This is a genomic window from Trichocoleus sp. FACHB-40, from assembly GCF_014695915.1.
In the GTDB taxonomy this organism is placed as follows: domain Bacteria; phylum Cyanobacteriota; class Cyanobacteriia; order Cyanobacteriales; family FACHB-T130; genus Funiculus; species Funiculus sociatus.
The window spans coordinates 233,472-250,623 of the sequence record NZ_JACJPF010000101.1 but is presented as its reverse complement, the minus strand read 5'-3'; the positions used below and the strand labels follow the sequence as shown (position 1 = coordinate 250,623).

At 46.2% G+C, this 17,152-nt stretch carries 18 protein-coding genes and 1 tRNA gene; 9 read left to right on the top strand and 10 right to left on the bottom strand.

All coding sequences use genetic code 11. The features are described from left to right. Together H6F63_RS24280 and H6F63_RS24275 are read left to right on the top strand one after the other, a co-directional pair. A partial coding sequence (locus H6F63_RS24280; RefSeq protein WP_190639914.1) for an ISKra4 family transposase occupies positions 1–876 on the top strand: 876 nt, incomplete at its 5' end. Positions 877–999: 123 nt separating this feature from the next. Further along, a complete protein-coding gene (locus tag H6F63_RS24275) occupies positions 1,000–1,389 on the top strand; it encodes a RidA family protein (RefSeq protein WP_190639913.1) in 390 nt (129 codons plus the stop codon). A gap of 47 nt (positions 1,390–1,436) precedes the next feature. Here the strand turns inward: H6F63_RS24275 and H6F63_RS24270 are convergent, their stop codons facing one another. Beyond that, the gene (locus H6F63_RS24270; protein WP_190639912.1) at positions 1,437–2,357 is read right to left on the bottom strand and encodes an NAD(+) kinase; all 921 of its coding nucleotides are present in this window, start codon (positions 2,355–2,357) and stop codon (positions 1,437–1,439) included. Positions 2,358–2,474: 117 nt separating this feature from the next. Continuing rightward, entirely contained in the window at positions 2,475–3,209 is a 735-nt protein-coding gene (gene sfsA / locus H6F63_RS24265) for a DNA/RNA nuclease SfsA (protein WP_190639911.1), read from the bottom strand. Positions 3,210–3,349: 140 nt separating this feature from the next. Here sfsA and murJ point away from each other — a divergent pair, with 140 nt between their 5' ends. Together murJ and nrtS are read left to right on the top strand one after the other, a co-directional pair. Next, a complete protein-coding gene (gene murJ, locus H6F63_RS24260; RefSeq protein ID WP_190639910.1) occupies positions 3,350–4,963 on the top strand; it encodes a murein biosynthesis integral membrane protein MurJ in 1,614 nt (537 codons plus the stop codon). A gap of 143 nt (positions 4,964–5,106) precedes the next feature. Continuing rightward, positions 5,107–5,349 (top strand): nitrate/nitrite transporter NrtS, encoded by a 243-nt coding sequence (nrtS, locus tag H6F63_RS24255; RefSeq protein ID WP_190639909.1) that lies wholly within the window; start codon positions 5,107–5,109, stop codon positions 5,347–5,349. 139 nt (positions 5,350–5,488) lie between these two features. On the opposite strand, the gene H6F63_RS24250 is transcribed toward nrtS, so the two are convergent. The 3 genes from H6F63_RS24250 to moaC all read right to left on the bottom strand — a co-directional run bounded on the left by H6F63_RS24250 (position 5,489) and on the right by moaC (position 6,795). After that, positions 5,489–5,797 (bottom strand): DUF3181 family protein, encoded by a 309-nt coding sequence (locus H6F63_RS24250; RefSeq protein WP_190639908.1) that lies wholly within the window; start codon positions 5,795–5,797, stop codon positions 5,489–5,491. A gap of 94 nt (positions 5,798–5,891) precedes the next feature. Continuing rightward, positions 5,892–6,224: a 2TM domain-containing protein gene (locus tag H6F63_RS24245; protein WP_190639907.1), complete on the bottom strand. Its 333-nt coding sequence runs from the start codon at positions 6,222–6,224 to the stop codon at positions 5,892–5,894. A 61-nt stretch (positions 6,225–6,285) separates the two neighbouring features. Beyond that, complete coding sequence (moaC, locus tag H6F63_RS24240; RefSeq protein ID WP_190639906.1) at positions 6,286–6,795, bottom strand: cyclic pyranopterin monophosphate synthase MoaC; 510 nt, start codon at positions 6,793–6,795, stop codon at positions 6,286–6,288. Positions 6,796–6,829: 34 nt separating this feature from the next. Here moaC and H6F63_RS24235 point away from each other — a divergent pair. Beyond that, a tRNA-Arg gene (locus H6F63_RS24235) sits at positions 6,830–6,903 on the top strand. A 113-nt stretch (positions 6,904–7,016) separates the two neighbouring features. Here H6F63_RS24235 and H6F63_RS24230 read toward each other — a convergent pair. Further along, a complete protein-coding gene (locus H6F63_RS24230; RefSeq protein WP_190639905.1) occupies positions 7,017–7,298 on the bottom strand; it encodes a DUF4351 domain-containing protein in 282 nt (93 codons plus the stop codon). A gap of 143 nt (positions 7,299–7,441) precedes the next feature. On the opposite strand from H6F63_RS24230, the gene H6F63_RS24225 reads away from it, so the two are divergent. Next, positions 7,442–8,011: a cold shock domain-containing protein gene (locus H6F63_RS24225; protein WP_190419095.1), complete on the top strand. Its 570-nt coding sequence runs from the start codon at positions 7,442–7,444 to the stop codon at positions 8,009–8,011. 105 nt (positions 8,012–8,116) lie between these two features. Here the strand turns inward: H6F63_RS24225 and H6F63_RS24220 are convergent, their stop codons facing one another. Together H6F63_RS24220 and H6F63_RS24215 are read right to left on the bottom strand one after the other, a co-directional pair. Next, positions 8,117–9,364, bottom strand: coding sequence for an MFS transporter (locus tag H6F63_RS24220; protein WP_190639904.1), 1,248 nt, complete (start codon positions 9,362–9,364; stop codon positions 8,117–8,119). Between the two features lie 21 nt (positions 9,365–9,385). After that, on the bottom strand, positions 9,386–10,417 hold the full coding sequence (locus H6F63_RS24215; RefSeq protein WP_190639903.1) for a glycosyltransferase family 2 protein: 1,032 nt from the start codon (positions 10,415–10,417) through the stop codon (positions 9,386–9,388). Between the two features lie 450 nt (positions 10,418–10,867). Here H6F63_RS24215 and H6F63_RS24210 point away from each other — a divergent pair, with 450 nt between their 5' ends. Beyond that, positions 10,868–12,562 (top strand): glycosyltransferase family 39 protein, encoded by a 1,695-nt coding sequence (locus H6F63_RS24210; protein ID WP_199298243.1) that lies wholly within the window; start codon positions 10,868–10,870, stop codon positions 12,560–12,562. Positions 12,563–12,871: 309 nt separating this feature from the next. Here the strand turns inward: H6F63_RS24210 and H6F63_RS24205 are convergent, their stop codons facing one another. Further along, complete coding sequence (locus H6F63_RS24205; RefSeq protein WP_190639902.1) at positions 12,872–13,546, bottom strand: C40 family peptidase; 675 nt, start codon at positions 13,544–13,546, stop codon at positions 12,872–12,874. A 63-nt stretch (positions 13,547–13,609) separates the two neighbouring features. On the opposite strand from H6F63_RS24205, the gene H6F63_RS24200 reads away from it, so the two are divergent. Both H6F63_RS24200 and H6F63_RS24195 read left to right on the top strand, forming a co-directional pair. Next, a complete protein-coding gene (locus tag H6F63_RS24200; protein WP_190639901.1) occupies positions 13,610–14,566 on the top strand; it encodes a serine hydrolase in 957 nt (318 codons plus the stop codon). Between the two features lie 177 nt (positions 14,567–14,743). After that, positions 14,744–15,652 carry a hypothetical protein gene (locus tag H6F63_RS24195; RefSeq protein ID WP_190639900.1) on the top strand — a complete coding sequence of 303 codons (909 nt, stop codon included), beginning with the start codon at positions 14,744–14,746 and terminating at the stop codon, positions 15,650–15,652. A 65-nt stretch (positions 15,653–15,717) separates the two neighbouring features. Here the strand turns inward: H6F63_RS24195 and H6F63_RS24190 are convergent, their stop codons facing one another. Continuing rightward, on the bottom strand, positions 15,718–17,061 hold the full coding sequence (locus H6F63_RS24190) for an ABC transporter substrate-binding protein (RefSeq protein ID WP_190639899.1): 1,344 nt from the start codon (positions 17,059–17,061) through the stop codon (positions 15,718–15,720). Positions 17,062–17,152 lie beyond the last annotated feature (91 nt).

The window sequence follows — 17,152 nt, the reverse complement described above, 5'->3', positions numbered from 1 at the left end:
CAAGGACGGTCTCGCACAGTAAAAAGTTGCATTGGTAAGCTAATAATTACTGAAAAACAAGCCGAAAAATTGGGAGTCAAAAAATCAACTCGTTTAGCTCCATTATTTGAAAAGTGCTGCCTCCGTCAGGTGGCTAATCTCTCTTATGAGAAAGCAGCCTGTGAAATTGAAGCCCAGACGGGCGTGCATATAGGTCACACTTGTTTACACCGATTAGTGGAAAAGCAAGAATGGGCGTCCATAGTAGCTGCTTCCGAGGTAAAGGAAACCAGTGTGGATGGGGGGAAAGTCCGTCTCACAAAAGAAGAGGGAGAGGGCAGTCACTGGCTTGACTACAAGGCTGTGCGACTGCACGGCAGTTATTACGGGGCATTTTTTCTTGACAATCAAGCGTTAATTAATTATGTGAACAGCCAGCCTTTATCAGAGCTACTAACCTGTTTGGGAGATGGTCATGATGGCATTTGGAATATTATTGTCCAGTTGAATCCTAACGGGGCGCGGCGGGAAATTTTAGATTGGTATCACTTAGTTGAAAATCTATGTAAGGTCGGTGGGTCGTTGAAGCGTCTGGCGCAGGGTAAGGAATTTCTATGGCAAGGACGAGTCGAGGAAACCATCAATTTATTTAAGTCTTGCCGTCAAAAACAAGCGCAAAAGTTCTGCGCTTATTTGGAGAAGCATCGCTCCCGGATTGTTAACTACGAGCAATTGTCAACACAAAAGGTTTGCTCAATCGGTTCGGGAGCTGTAGAGTCGGCAGTAAAACAAATTGATAGAAGGTTGAAAATTTCAGGAGCGCAGTGGTTGATGAAAAATGTTAATCAAATGCTTAAGCTTCGGTGCGCCTACCTTAACGGATCAATATCCGTTTGATGCTCAAAAGCGCAAAACCGGGATGCTCCCTAGCTATCTTGGCTCAGAAGCTGAGGTGCGTTCGTGGATTGAGCAACGTTATTACAGGTAAAATTGGCTAATCAGCGTTAGGAGTGCCTGAGTATGCAAGTCCATCGGGTGTTTTCTGGAGCTTCTTGGGAGTCCCAAGTCGGCTACTGTCGCGCTGTAAAAGTAGGAAATATCATTTATGTTTCTGGCACTGCGCCCGTCGATGAGATGGGTGCAGTGTTTGCTCCAGAAAATGCCTATGCTCAAGCAAAGCGCTGCTTTGAAATAATCCAAAAAGCCTTGCAGGAGCTGGGTACTGATTGTAGCTGTGTTGTCCGAACTCGGATGTATGTCACAGACATTTCTCGCTGGACAGAATTTGGTGAGGCGCACAAAGAATTTTTTGGAGAAAATCCTCCAGCTTCAACGATGATAGAAGTAAAATCCCTCCTTGAGCCGGCAATGTTAATTGAGGTAGAAGCTGATGCAGTTTGTATGGAGTGAAAGCGATTCACTATTCCTATTTCTGCTTTTACAAACGCCACAATAATTTAATTGCGGTGATTGTTACTATACCGAATCCTAGCTCCTGCCCACTGGAGTTTTTCTCGTAACGTTTGGTAATAGGAATAGTTTTCGCGCAAAATAATAAACTTAGCCAGACAATTTGCCATGCGGATGTCTACCCGCTGTCCGGGCCAAATTGCAGTTGCCATCACCCCATCCATCCATAGTTTAGTGTTTAATTCGTAGTCAGCTAAAGGCCAGACGCTCACTACAGAACCGGAGGGGATGACAATTGGGCGACTGGAGAGACTCAAAGGGCAGATTGGGGTGACGGTAATAGCTTCCATGCCAGAATGGACGATGGGGCCGTTGGCAGAGACAGTGTAGCAGGTGGAACCAGTGGGCGTGGCGACAATCAGCCCATCCCCTTGATATTGATCGACCACCTCGCCGTCAATTTCCATTTCTAATATCGAGGTAATCATGCGGTCAGCGGAGGCGGGTTTGATGCACATTTCATTCAGTGCGAGGTAGCGATCGCTTACAGGTTCCATATTCGTGCGATCGCCCTCAAATAACGCCGCCTGCAACATCATCCGGCGTTCGATAGCATAGCGATCCTCCTCTAACCTGTCCCAAACCCTCTCAGTGTCTTGAAATTCCTCAAATGGCTGTGTTAAAAATCCCAGATGTCCCCCGACATTCACCGCTAAAATTGGGATTCTCTCTGGAGATAGATGCCGAACTGCTGCCAATGCTGTGCCGTCACCACCCAGCACCAACGCCAGATCGATGCGGTGCATTGCGGAAGCCAAAAAAACCGGATAGGGATTATCCTTCGCCCCACTTGGCCCCATTAAAACATGGCAATTGCGTTTTTCAAGTTGCCTAGCGCATTTTTCTGCCCAACTGCGGCTTAGGGGATCTCCCGCTTTGTGAGCAATAATAACGTTTTTCAGCTCCACTGATTATTTACCCTAAACCTATAGAGCGCGATCGCGCGTGCTTATTTTTGCGTTTGGGCGATCGCCTCCCTATCTTAAGCTAGGGTACTCCTCCTCGTAATGTTCTTTTAGCGACAATTAGACAGCGTTCGGCATTGATGGGATAAAATCAGCTAACCCCAAGTAGCGAATTCCCTCTGGGTTAATTTCAAAGCGGCAAGGTAACACCTCCACCCCTAAGGAAAAAGCATCGCGCAACAACTCCCCATACAAAGGATCGGCAATGTCTCCGGGCGCAAACTGGTTACAGTCGCCACGATTAATAAAATAAAGCATCACCGCCCGCGCCTGGGGAATTAGCGCCGTTAGTTCCCGAAGGTGCTTTTGTCCCCTCGTCGTGACCGTATCGGGAAATAGCACCAGTTTACCTTGCGCCCAAGTTGTACTTTTCACTTCCAGATAAATCGGTTTGTCAGACTCATCGCCAGTCAGCAAAAAATCTACCCGGCTTTTCTCTTTCCCATAAGGTACTTCAAAGCGAATTAGACTGTACTTACCTAAAGGAAACAGGAACTTCTCCAACGCCAACTTAATCACCCGATTTGGCAAAGCTGTATTCACTCCTACCCAGGCTGGTTCAGTATCGCAAACCTGAATCATTTCCCAGGTATAAGGCAACTTGCGGTTAGGATTGTCACTGTAGGACACCTGCACCGGACTCCCAGGCGTAGAAACCGCCGTCATTGGGCCAGTATTAGGACAGTGGGCGGTGATTACTTCCCCGGTCGCCAGCTCAATATCGGCAAAAAACCGCTTATAACGTTTGAGTAAAACACCCGGATACAGAGTTGGGTATTGGTAAAGCCAATCCATAGTAGTTTTTTAATGCAGAGTAACGCAAAGGTAATCTTAGGCGATCGCAGAGTCAGACAAACCTTTGCTACCTAAACCGTTAACGTTTGCATTCTTTGCGTTTAAATAAAATGAGTCTCTTGAGGTATCTTTAAGCATTTGTGACTGAAAAGCAAAAAACCGCTCGTTCCCTAGCTGGAATTGCTGGGATTGTGGCAATTGCCACACTGATTAGTAAAGTTTTTGGGTTAGTGCGCCAGCAAGCGATCGCAGCTGCTTTTGGTGTGGGTGTCACCGCCGATGCCTACAACTACGCCTATGTCATCCCTGGCTTTTTGTTGATCTTACTGGGCGGCATCAATGGCCCTTTTCATAGTGCCATTGTCAGCGTCTTAGCCAAGCGCGACAAATCGGAAGCCGCACCTTTGGTGGAAACAATTACAACGCTGGTGGGAGGGATACTCTTCATCGTCACCATCGTTTTAATTGTATTTGCCGGAGTCTTCATTAACCTGGTCGCACCCGGTTTAAGCGAGACAGCCTACGGGATACAAGTGAAAGCGATCGCCATCGATCAATTACAGATCATGGCTCCGATGGCAATCCTTGCTGGACTCATCGGCATTGGCTTTGGCACCCTCAACGCCGCTGATATGTACTGGTTGCCCTCCGTTAGTCCCTTATTCTCCAGCATTACAGTCATTGGCGGACTCGGCATCTTAGCGCTGCAACTCGGCGACCAAATTAACGCCCCCCAATACGCCAAGCTGGGAGGATTAGTTTTAGCTGGGGGAACTCTTGCTGGTGCCATTTTACAGTGGCTAATCCAGCTGTCGGCACAATGGCGGGCTGGTTTGGGCACATTACGCCTGCGCTTTAACTGGCACCAGCCTGGAGTTAAGGATGTCCTCAAGGTGATGGGGCCAGCAACCCTTTCCTCTGGAATGCTGCAAATTAACCTCTACACCGATTTATTTTTCGCTTCTTATATTCCCCAAGCAGCAGCAGCCATGACCTATGCAGGGCTTTTAGTGCAAACGCCGCTGGGAATTATTTCCAATGTAATTTTAGTGCCGCTACTGCCCATATTTTCGCGGCTGGCTGCCCCGGAAAATTGGACTGAACTCAAGGCGCGAATTCGTCAGGGAATACTCCTCACCGCCGTTACCATGCTGCCTTTGAGTGCCTTAATGGTAACTCTGGCAGTGCCAATTGTGCGCGTGGTTTATGAGCGTTATGCTTTCGACCAGAGGGCATCCCAGCTAGTTTCCTCAGTGCTAATTGCTTACAGCATTGGGATGTTTGTCTACTTGGCGCGTGACGTGCTGGTGCGCGTCTTTTATGCTTTGGGGGATGGCGAAACACCGTTTCGCATCAGTATCGTGAATATCTTCCTGAATGCCATACTCGACTATATTCTTGTCCAACGTTTCGGCGCACCCGGTTTGATTCTGGCAACGGTGGGGGTGAATATTACTTCAACAATAGCGCTGGTGTGGTTTTTAGATCGCAAGCTTCACGGTTTACCTTGGCGGGAATGGTGCTTACCTATCCTCAGTTTAACTGGCGCTAGCTTTTTGGCTGGGTTAGCCACCTGGGGCGTTAGTCGGGGTTTTCAGCAATTTTTAGGCACCAACAGTTTGCTGTTGCAGTTGTTGCAGCTAAGTATATCTGGGCTAGTCGGCTTAGGGGTTTATGCCTTATTTGCCACGCGGCTGAATTTGCCAGAAGTGGATATTTTTGTCTCCCGCATTCGCCAGCGCTTTGTGAGATAAAGATGGCAAGGGGGCCTGAAGCAAACGCACTCACTCAACCGTATGCAACACTACCAAAGTCTGGCAGGAAGGTGTGATATCTAAATATTAAGCCGAGATGAGTCTTGAAACTTGGCTCGTTAGCTTAATAACAAAGGCAACCAATGAAGGCCTTCAAAGGATATCTAGCCAGTCTATTTGACAAAGAATTGATCCCGACAGGCTTACGGACTGCTCTATTCGTAGGCTCTGTTTTATTTTTGATCAATCACGGTCTTGCCTTCTTCGGAGGAGAAATGACTCGCGATCGCTGGATTGCCGGATCTCTTACCTATCTAATGCCTTATCTTGTCAATATTCATGGTCAATACGCTTATCGTCGCAAATCCTTAAAAACTCGGTATTGAAGAAACCCTTTACTGATGGCGCTTTTGAACCAATAAACAAGTGTAGCCCTACCCTAAGAGAAGACTATGCGATCGCCCGTGCGCGATCGCAATTTATCTCACCCAGATGCCCACGGAAAAGCTCTTATTTAACAACTTTTTACAAGTTGCGCTGATACTCTTCTAAAAGATCCATCAAATTAACTTGGCACTGCATAGGCAGCAACTCTATCAGAGGAACTTCCCGTTTTCCTCCGCCTAACTTGACGGGGATATTTTCCAGAACTTGCAGCACCCGGTCTTCTTGTAAGGAATCATTAACCAGCATGGGATACAGCTGTTCTGCCAAGACGGTGTGCAGATGAGCATCCCGTAAATAGAGATGCCATTTAGCAATGTCAATGTAAATGTTTTCGCCAATTTCAGCGGCGAGTGCTTCAATTGCTTCGCTGGTGTTCGCTTTAGCCATAACATCTACTCTCTTTTTGTGAATGGGAATCTACTTGCTTTAATTGCAATCGATCCCCTCGCAGTTTGCATCAACGAAAAGCAGAACCTACGGTCTATCTTTTGGTAGTTTTGTTGGTTGTTTTTTTTGTCTTCTCTTTGGGTTTTGGTTGGAACCCTTGAGGAGTTGCGGCTACAGATTCGACTACAGGAGTGGAGTAATCTGCCACTCCAAAGATATAAATCATGTGAATCAATATGACCGTTGCCCAGATTCCTGTCACCCATTTAGCCCAAGGCCATGTAGCATTCTGCAAATTGTGAAAAAACCACAAGCCAGAATTACAGGCGGCAAAAATCGCTACGTGCATAGCAAAATTCATCCGGTCATCAAGGCGACGATAGGCGGGGTCATTACGGTCGGGTTTGCGAGGCCAACGAGGAGGCATGGAAGTTCTGAGTTAGGAGTTATGAGTTGTCATTTCTAACAACTAACTTCATTTTAAAGCTCTAAGTGGCATCTTCCGGACGTTGATAATCTCCCGACTTGCCGCCAGTTTTACTCACTAAGCGAATTGATTCAATGATCATCCCCTTTTCCAAGGCTTTTGCCATGTCGTACAGTGTAAGCGCGGCAACGGAAACTGCTGTCAGGGCTTCCATTTCCACACCTGTTTCAGCCTTGGTTACGACTTCTGCCCGAATCTGGTATCCCGGCAGTTGGGGGTCTGGTGTCAGATTCACTTCTACTTTACTGATTGGTAAGGGATGACACAGGGGGATTAGCCCTGAAGTCTGTTTTGCTGCCATAATTCCCGCCAGTCTCGCGGTTCCTAAGACATCCCCTTTTGGCGCATTCCCCGCCTGAATCGCCGCCAACGTCTCTGGCAACATCCGCACCTGCGCGGCGGCGACTGCAATGCGTTTGGTTGCGGATTTGCCGGAAACATCCACCATCTGCGCCTCACCTTGGGCATCCAGATGAGTTAGCGGTTGAATTTCAGAAAAATTTTGCGTCATCGCTTTGAGTTGTGTTATTATGAGATTCGGGCAAGGGCTTGTAGCTCAGTGGACTAGAGCACGTGGCTACGGACCACGGTGTCGGGGGTTCGAATCCCTCCTAGCCCGTTTAATAAGTAAAAAGGCAAAAGGCAAAAAAAGTGTCTTTTGTCTTTTTGCTTTGGGAATCAAACGCGATGGCTCTGGGTTAGACAAAGCGCGATCGCTCTGTGTAGTCATAACTAATTCTCATCCAACCAGACAATTAAATCCGCAGCAGAGTGAAAATCCAACAACGCCAAAGCCAATTCCTCTAACTGCGTGACCGATAATGCCCCAATGCGCTGTTGCAATTGTTCATCTAGATTACCAAATTGACGGGTTAGCATACGCATAACTAGCGATCGCGCCTCCTCTTGCTTTCCCTGTTGTCGTCCTTTTCGGATAATGGCTTGATAAGTTACAGATTCCTGCATAATTTCCTCCCGCAAAAGTTGGCGAATTAAACTTTCTTCAAACCGCATCCACCAAGATGCGGTACTTCAAGGTTATCTGTCGGTGTTTAAGCTTTAAGATATCCCAAGGTTATCTATGGGAGAAATTAGCGTTGTTACTTTGTCTTTATGGGGAAACACTATAAAATGGGCATAGACAATGAGGCTCTTTCATGAAACCTGTTCTGCGTAAAGGTCAACTGAAAACATGGAAGGATGATCGGGGTTTCGGCTTCATACAACCTAGTGATGGAAGTAAAGAAGTTTTTCTTCATATCAGTGCGCTCAAAGAAGCGAGTCGCCGCCCAAAAGTAGGGGATACAGTTCTTTACGATCTAACAACGGAGGCAAATGGAAAAGTTCGTGCCTCCAATGCCTCAATTGAAGGGGTTGCACCTCGACCTTTGCCTTATAAGCAAAAGCCAACAAAACACGGGCTGGAAAAGGTTATCCGCATTGCAGTTGTGGGTGTTATTGCGATTGTGGCAATGAAATTTAGCGGTAGCCGTTCTCCGGAATATAGTGGTAGCCGTTCTTCATCTCCAATGACATCTGTTACATCTATAACAAAACCGGGATGCAATATTAAAGGAAACATTTCCATTGGAACTGGAAACAAGATTTACCACCTTCCGGGTGCAGAGGATTATGAGTCAACACGGATTGATCCAGCAAGTGGGGAGAGATGGTTTTGCACAGAGTCAGAGGCTATAGCAAATGGTTGGCGTAAATCGCCGAGGTAGTATCAGCAGCCCAACACTTCGCTTTACCGAAGTGCTGGATAAGAGCATTCGGCTGAGTCCAAGAGGTTATCTGCCGTTCGGGGAGCTTAGCATCTTTATCACTACTTACTTATTCAAAGCATAAACATCCTTTTCTCTGCCTATGGCGAAGCGGAGGGAATGGGGTATATTTTTGCTGGAAGATGTGGCGAAAACGATGAGAGCTAGGAATGAAAGAGCTGTCGTAATAACAAACATTCCCCGATAGCCGAGAGGTTCAGCAACAGAACCTAAAACAGGCCCAGCGATCGCAATCCCGACATCAAATCCAGTAATGCACAAAGCAAAAACTTTACCTCTTTCTTGGGCGGTGGAACGGTCAGAAATTAAAGCAATTATCATTGGCATTAACGTTCCCGATCCTGCACCTTCTAGAAAACCACCCAGCAAAAAGCTTGATGGTGTGTCAGCGAAAGAAATAATTAGCATCGCTATGGCATAGCAAAATATACTACCAGTGATAAATATTCCTCGTCCGTAGCGATCGCTGGCGCGACCAACGATTATGCGGGAGATGAAAGAAGCACAAGCTGCTGCTGTGTAAAATAACCCAGGATTTAAGTCAACCTTAATCGCCTTAATATACAAAGGTACAAAGGTACTCAACGCTCCAAACGACAAACCAATCAGCAACAACACTATAGCTGGAGTTCGCAAGCGAGGGCTGGCTAGTAGCTTCCAAAACTGGACTGGATTTTCTGAACCAGCAGATACCTGAGAATCAAGTGTTTCTTTAGTAATACCAGGTTCCTTGACAAGAGTGGCACAAATTAAACCCAAAATTCCCAAGCCAGATGCGCCCAGAAATAACGGTGTGTAGCCCGCCCCAGCCTGTAGATAACCGCCAATGGCCGGCCCCATTGCCACCCCAATTGGTGTCACCAAGCTCATGTAGCCAATTATCTCGCCCCGCTTGGACACCGGAGCCAAATCCACCACCAAGGCGCTGTAACCAGTCGTGAAAGCTGCAATGCTGATACCGTGGAACGCCCGCAGCGCCATCAATAGGGGAATCGAATTTACAACCAGATAACCTAAAGGCGCGATCGCAGCTACTACCGCGCCAATCAGCACCACCAGTTTTCGACTGCGTCGATCTGCCAAACGCCCCAGCCGCGAACGGCACAGAATCAGCCCGACGGCAAACGATCCCATGACAACACCAATCTGCTGCGTCGTTCCGCCTACAGACTCCACATACAGAGGCAGAGTCGGCAGCAAAGAAGCCATACTAGACCAAAATAATAGCCCAGCCGTAAATAAAATCAGCAGATTGCGGCGACTTTGTGGCTCTAGCGTCCAAAAAACTTTCAAAGCGTAATTCCTTCTTAATCTTTAGCCATCTATCTTGTTACTATTGTTAACCTTTTCTCCAACTACTTCCCTCACCCGATAGATTGGTCGTCCTTGCGATTCGTGATAAGTTCTCATTAACAGTTCTGCCAGCAGTCCAAAGCTAAATAGCTGTACGCCAGTTACCAGAAGCACGACAGCCAAAATTAGTAACGGGCGATCGCCGATGCTTTGACCCAAAGCCAGCTTTAAGAAAGTTAAATAACAACCCAGCAGTATTCCCAAGGCGATCGCTACCATCCCAAACAGCCCAAATACGTGCATGGGACGGGTGAGAAACTTTTTCATAAAGTAGACAGTTAGCAAGTCCATCACGACGCGAAAAGTCCGCCAAATCCCATACTTACTGCGCCCAAACTTACGGGCGTGGTGACGTACCTGCATCTCAGCAATTCTCGCCCCCTCAATGAAAGCCAAAGCGGGCAAAAATCGGTGCAACTCGCCGTAGAGGTTCATATCTGCTACCAGTTCGCTGCGATAGGCTTTCAGGGAACAACCGTAGTCGTGTAACTCTACGCCCGTAACTCTACCAATCAGCCAGTTAGCAATTTTGGAAGGAAGTAGGCGACTCAGTGCAGCATCCTGTCGATTCTTTCGCCAACCACTTACCAAGTCATAGCCTTCTTCTAACTTTGCCAATAGCCGGGGAATATCAGCCGGGTCATTCTGCAAGTCACCATCCATTGTGATAATTACTTTGCCTCGCGCATAGTTAAACCCCGCTGACATCGCCGGAGTTTGACCGTAGTTGCGACGCAGCAGCACTGCTCTTAAGTCGGTGCGGGTTTGTGCCAGAGATTTAAGTAATTCTGCGGAGCCATCTCTGGAACCGTCATCCACACAAACAATTTCGTAGCTGAAAGCCATTTCCTTCAACGAGGTAGCGATCGCTTCAATCAGATGAGGCAAACTCTCCACCTCGTTATACACCGGAACCACCACCGATAATTCTGGACTAATCAGGCTTGAGATGTCCTGTCTTTGAGCGTTCTGTGAAATTGACGAAGTGTTCATGTTGATACCTTGAGTGCCAAAGCCTTATAAATACTGCGTTTCACCCAGAATTCCTCACCGCAAATATGTTTTCAGGAGAAACCAAATTTGCTTATGTAAGCTTGATTCCTTGACGTTTACTTATATTGCCAGATCCTGCCGGAGTCAGCAGTCTGCAAAAGCTCACCCTGCTAGAAGCCACTAGCCACAAAATTTAGATTACTCACAGTTTGTCCTACACCCAGCATTTCTACTTAGTTTGACCATTTGCTTTACACAAAATTTATATATATTCTCGTAACCCTCCCTATTGTAAAGATTGAGTAAAGATTCCTCTCATTGATAGCAGTATTTCCTTGGACTTGTTTAGGATGTACCACAATAATAAATTCAGTAATTTTACGGTTTAAGCATAATTCTCAAACTTTTTCTGTATTTAGAGTATTTTTTATACGTGGAAGTACGGAGTATGTGACTGCAACGGCAGAGAGTTGGTTCACACTCACAAGCAAAACATCTACTAGAACGGATGGTATTAATATGTATCAGAATGACCAGCAAGTTCTACAGCAAGAAATTAGAAATCAGGCCGTACTCACCAAAGACAAAAGAAAAGAGCAACTAAGTCAAAGTTGGGAACTGCCTCCAAATTGGTTAAAAATTTTAGTTATTGCCTTGTTATTCTTAGGCATATTCTTCCGGTTTGTTAATCTGGATCGTAAAGTGTACTGGTACGATGAAACCATGACCTCGTTACGGATTCATGGTCATACGCACTCCGAATATGTTCAGCAACTTTTTCAAGGACAGGTAATCAGCACCGCAGATTTACAAAAGTACCAGACTTTTAATCCTGAAAAAGACTTAAAAGACACAATGAATGCTTTAGCAGGAAATGCTGAACATCCGCCTCTGTATTATCTAATCGCCAGATTTTGGACGCAGTGGTTTGGTGATTCGGTAGCAGCAACGCGAAGTTTATCTGCTGCTATTAGCCTTTTAGTTTTTCCTCTGGTTTATTGGTTATGCCTGGAATTGTTCAATTCATCGCTACTCGGATGGATGAGCATAGCACTATTTAGTATTTCGCCCTTTCACGTTTTGTACGCACAAGAAGCAAGACAATATAGTTTGTGGATAGTGACAATCTTACTATCAAGCGCGGCACTATTGCGAGCAATCCGTCTAAAAACAAAGTCTAGTTGGGGACTTTACGCAGTAAGTTTGTCATTAGGCTTTTATACTTTTCTCATGTCTGGTTTGGTAGCAATTGCACATGGAATCTATGTAGCTATTGTTGAACGTCGATTGAATAAGATATCTACCGCCTATATAGTTGCATCTTTGGCTGGATGTCTGACCTTTGTTCCCTGGATATTAGTGTTTATTGCTAACTTGAGCAATATTGAAAAAAATACGAGTAGCGGTCAAAGAGCTGTAAACCTATTTTCTAGGTTACAAACTTTTTCTAGTGACCTTGGGCAGGTTTTTCTAGATTTTAAATTAGGCTTATATTCAGCTCCTTTAATTTTAATAATGGTAGGATACGCGGTTTATTTTGTTTATCGTAATGCTCCAAAAAAAGGTGCGTTATTTATTTTGTGCTTGGTGGGGATAAGCTTAATAGGTCTAATTCTTCCGGATTTAATCTTCGGATTGAAGTTGAGTACAAGATCCCGATATTTAATTCCCTTTTATTTAGGAAGTCAGTTGGCTGTAGCTTACCTTTTGACTGCTAAAATTTTCTCCATTCGTTCATCAAATCAGCAAATATGGAAAGTTATCGCGGCTTTGCTGTTTTCGGGCGGTGTTCTGTCATGTGCCATGAGTTCTCAAGCAGAAGCGTGGTGGAACAAGGGAGCTAGTCATTACAATATAAACAGGGCTGAAATAATCAACCAAGCTAGTCGCCCACTTTTAATTAGTAGTAATAATTCCCTGAATCCAGGTGATTTACTGTCTCTTAGCTATCTTCTAGATTCAAAAGTGCAGCTTCAATTAGTAATTGAGCCAAATATTCCTCAGGTTCCTGATGGCTACAGCGATATATTTGTATATAATACTTCCAAAGAATTAAACTCTAAACTGGAAAAAGATTATAAAATAAAGACCGTTGATAAACGTGCCAATCTCCGGCGGCTAGAGAAGAAAAGTGCTGAGCAATGAAGACGATAGTTATAACAGAAGAAAGGGGAAATTTAGCAGTGAATACTAAGAGCTATAGTTGAGTTAATCGGTAGCGAAACCCAACTATAACAATCTCACAGATCAGACAGCCGTATCGCTCTCGTGAGGCCTACGCTACAAACAAAAAAAATTTCCAACTCCTGCAAAGATTGCTATATGAGTGCTGGGTCACGCTCCTAAACTTAGCCTACGATAGCAATCAAGAGCAGAGTTTTAGATGCCATCCCTTCAGATACCCGACTTCTTCAAGAAGTCGGGTATCTTGGCTTCACAAATCATTTAGTTTCTTTATGTCAGGGGCTGATAACTTGCAACCACTCGCCCACAAGAACGCAACTGTTCATAATAAGATTGACTAATGGAATCACCCTGTTGTGAGAGGCAATCAATTCCAATTCCGTTGCGTCCCTGCTCTTTACCGGAACTATGAATATAACGCCCATCTCCTAGATACAAACCTACATGGGTTGTTCTATCATTAACGCCAAAAAAAATTAAATCGCCTGGTTCTAGAGAAGCGAAATTTTGCGTCTCTACAAAAGCCTCTTGCTGATAGGAATCTCTGGGCAACCAAATCCCTACCGAGCCAAAAGCTGCCTGCATCAGCCCAGAACAGTCATAGTTAGGGCCGAGTGTACCACCCCACAGGTAATAATTAGGCTGTTGCATTGCTGCTAGGGTAAAGGCAATTACCTTGTGTAAGCGGTTTTGGATTTCTGCCCTGGAGAGTGCGATCGCTTGATAAGGCGTTTTCGCCTGCTCAATTTTGCTCTTGTCTTCAATCGCTAACCAGGCTGTATAGTCATCCTCGCACAGGCACACCTCCAAAGCTGTGTCGTGCATCGACGAAACCCGCAAGTGCCGCCCAGATGCTGCCTGAGTTGCCAAACGACTACAGTTGGGGGAATCATAGAGATTCAGATTAACTTGGCAACGATACTCACACAATTGGTCAATGGTCATTAGTCAGTGCGACCTCTCTTGATGGTAAAAACTAATCAACAACTGACATTTAACATCTGACAAATGACATTTTTTCAAAAAAACGAACAACTAGAAAAACTGGGCGATCGCATCTTAGAAACCGCCTGGGCAGAATTTCCCAGTTTAGCGCGCAACCAAATCGCCCTTACCTGGATAGTTTACGATCCCCCTGTGCCAGTAAATACTGGTGGTGCGCTCAGTGCAGCGGAATTTTGGAAATACCCAGTGCGAGGCTTTAGCTATCGCGGCGTCGAGCGAATTTACCCAGCCAGCATCGTGAAACTGTTCTATCTCGTCGCCGTACAAGAATGGCTGGAAACAGGCATGATCCAAACCTCAACCGAGTTAGAACGAGCCATCCGCGACATGATAATTGATTCCAGCAACGATGCCACCAGTTTAGTTCTGGATGTATTGACTGGGACAACTAGCGGGCCACAGTTAGCGCCTGGGCCATTTGAAACCTGGAAGCAGCAGCGTAACATTGTCAATCGTTACTTTCAATCCCTCGGTTGGACAGAGATGGAAACCATTAATGTCAATCAAAAAACGTGGGGTGATGGCCCCTATGGGCGAGAACGGGCATTTGTGGGGGAGATGATGGAGAATCGCAATATGGTGACAACGAATGCCACCGCGAGGCTGCTGCACAGCATTGTCGGTGGTGTGGCGGTTGAGAGTGCGCGATCGCAAGCAATGATGAGCCTGATGAAACGCAGTCTCAAACTAGAAGACGATGAAACCTCCAACGAAGAAAATCAGGTTCGCGGTTTCTTAGGTGCCGGACTTCCCCAAAAAGCCCAATTGTGGTCTAAAGCTGGTTGGACTTCAAGTGTACGTCACGATGCTGCCTATATTGAGATACCAGGCTTGCAACCTTTTCTGCTAGTTGCCTTTACCGAAGGCAAAACTAACAGCCAAAACAAAGCGATTCTGCCTTTTCTCTCCCAGCAATTCGTCGCCGCAATGGGCAGTCTTTCTCCAAACGGTGAAGCCTGAACCCTAAATTATTCTCCCCAATTCCCAATTCCCAATCCCCAGCCAAGTTTATTCCCTGGTAGGTAGCGAAAATTTGGAAAATTTTCTAAATTAACGTCATGGAATTATAATTTCCGTGATAATAGGCTGTAAAGTTGGGCTTTGGTAAGTTTTTTAGTAAATTTTGGAGGAGTGTCGGTGAATACTAATTTTTTCAAGCACGTTTCTTTCCTATTGGGTCTGACAGCTCTATGTGTCGTAGGTGGTGGGTTGTCAGCGCAAGCTGAGACACCCGATGCCATGACTGACATGGAGACTGCTGTCACCGTGGATTCAGAACCTGTAGCGGTGGAAGCAGCGACAGCCCCAGCGGAGATACCCCTAACAGAAAGCAACCCAGCCGTTGCAGCTTTAGGTGTCCAAATCGCTACCGAATCAACTGCTTCAGTCTTGCCACAAGACAGCAGCCAAGAGAAAGTTATCAATGAGAATGCAGATGCAACTGCTCTGCCTTCGATGCGCGATCGCTCGGTGGCAAATGGAACCGGAACAGCTGCCGACCTGGTGGCAAATAAACCATTTCCAGACGCAAGCACCTCTGCCGCTGCTCTAACACAGCCTCAACAGACAAGTTCGGAAACGCGATCGCAAAACAAAGTTGCCCAAACAGACATCGAACTTGGTCGCGCTACCCGTTCCGGTCGTAGTTACATCGGAGCTGGAGTTAATATCGGTTTTGGCGGTGATACCGCATTGGGTGATGGCAGCTTCGCGATAATTAGCAAAATCGGTCTTAGCAACACTCTGTCAGTACGTCCCTCGGTGTTAATCGGTGACGATGCTACCTTTTTGATTCCCGTCACTTACGACTTTAACATCCGGCAAACAGACCCATTTGAAACTCTTAGATTCGCCCCTTACGTTGGTGGCGGCGTGACCATTTCTACAGGTGATGACAGCACAATTGGTTTCCTGGCTACTGGCGGTGTCGATGTTCCCTTGTCACGCCAATTTACAGCAACAGCGGCTTTAAATGTCGGTTTTCAAGACGATGAAATACCAGTTGGGCTAATGGTTGGTGTTGGTTACACCTTCTCCGGCTTCTAAAAAAAGTAAAAGGTAAAAGGCAAAAAAAGAATTTCTTAATTTTGTCTTTTACCTTGTTACTCCTTCTATTGAGGGCTAACTTTACCCGTTACGTCTACTTTGCCATCCGGTTCTACCTTCCAGACATCGTAATTACCAACTACATCGCCGTTGGCATCGATATCCACATTGCTGCTGGCTCCCTGGTAGTTAATATCTTCTCCCTTCCGCACTAACTCCATAGCTTTGCAGACATCAGTTACTTCTGTGCCTGGGGCGTTAGCAACATCACGAATCTTGCTTTTAATGCCTTCGCCAGTGTTCGACTTAGCGGATTCTGCGGCGAGTACCATCAAAGCTGCGGCATCCCAGCCGTGCGGAACATAGGCACTCAGTTCTTTTCCAGTCTTGTCTTTCCATAACTTGGTGAACTCAGCTAAAGCTGGGCCATTGGCACCAGGAACTGTCCCAATTGCTCCATCCAAAATAAACTTACCGTCACTGCTTTTACCTACTTGTTCGGGAAAGTCTTCGGAATAGACACCATCGGTGAGCATCACCGTCACGTCTTTACTTAAACCTTGCTCGTAGGCAGACTTCAAGAACAAACTACCAGTTTCGGCGTAGAGAACAGCTGCCACAGCGTCAGGCTTGTCATTAAAAGCTGCTGCTGCTTCACTTTCAAATGTGGCGGCTTTCGGGTCGTAGCGAGTCGGCTTAGCTTCGTTGACAACCGTTCCACCAAGTTTTTTGAAGGCTTGCACAAATTCTTTCTCAAAGCCAACACCATAATCGTTGTTGATGACTACAGTGGCAACCCGCTTAAAGCCTCTCTCGCTGGCTAATTTTGCCAACGCTTGCGCCTGATAGGTATCGGGGGGAGCAGTCCGCGCCCAAAAGCCGTTATATTCTCCTGTTTTGGCTCGTTCTGTAAATACAGGGCTGGTGCTGCCTGGAGAAATAAACATTACTTTGTTGCGTACAGCTATAGGCAGGGCGGCAGTAGAGACGCTGCTGGCAAAGGAACCAACGACACCAGCAACTCTGTCTACTTGCGCCAGTTTAGTCATTGCTGCTGCGCCAGCATTAGGATCGGTTTGGTCATCTTCAGGTATAAATGTCACTGGCTCGCCGTTGACACCGCCGCACTGGTTTACAGTGTCTACTAACAACCGGACGGCATCCGGTAAGGGTTGTCCAACTGAGGATAGATCGCCTGTTGTCGGCAGCAGCGAGCCAATTTTGAGTCCTTTGGCGTTGGTGGCTGGGGCAGCAGTTGTTGTCTCGGTGGGGCTACTCGTTTGTGGGTTACTGCTGCTTTGGGTAGTATTCTCACAAGCCGCGGTCAATAAACCTGTAGCTAATGTGGTAATGAACAAAGCGATCGCCCGACCAGGTTTGATCCGTGAAGCTGTTGCTGATTTATCCATTTGTTTGCTCAACTCTTCCACAGTCCGCAAGGGAAATTAAATATTTTATTTATCTTAAGTTACTCACTATACCCGCAATATATCCGCAACG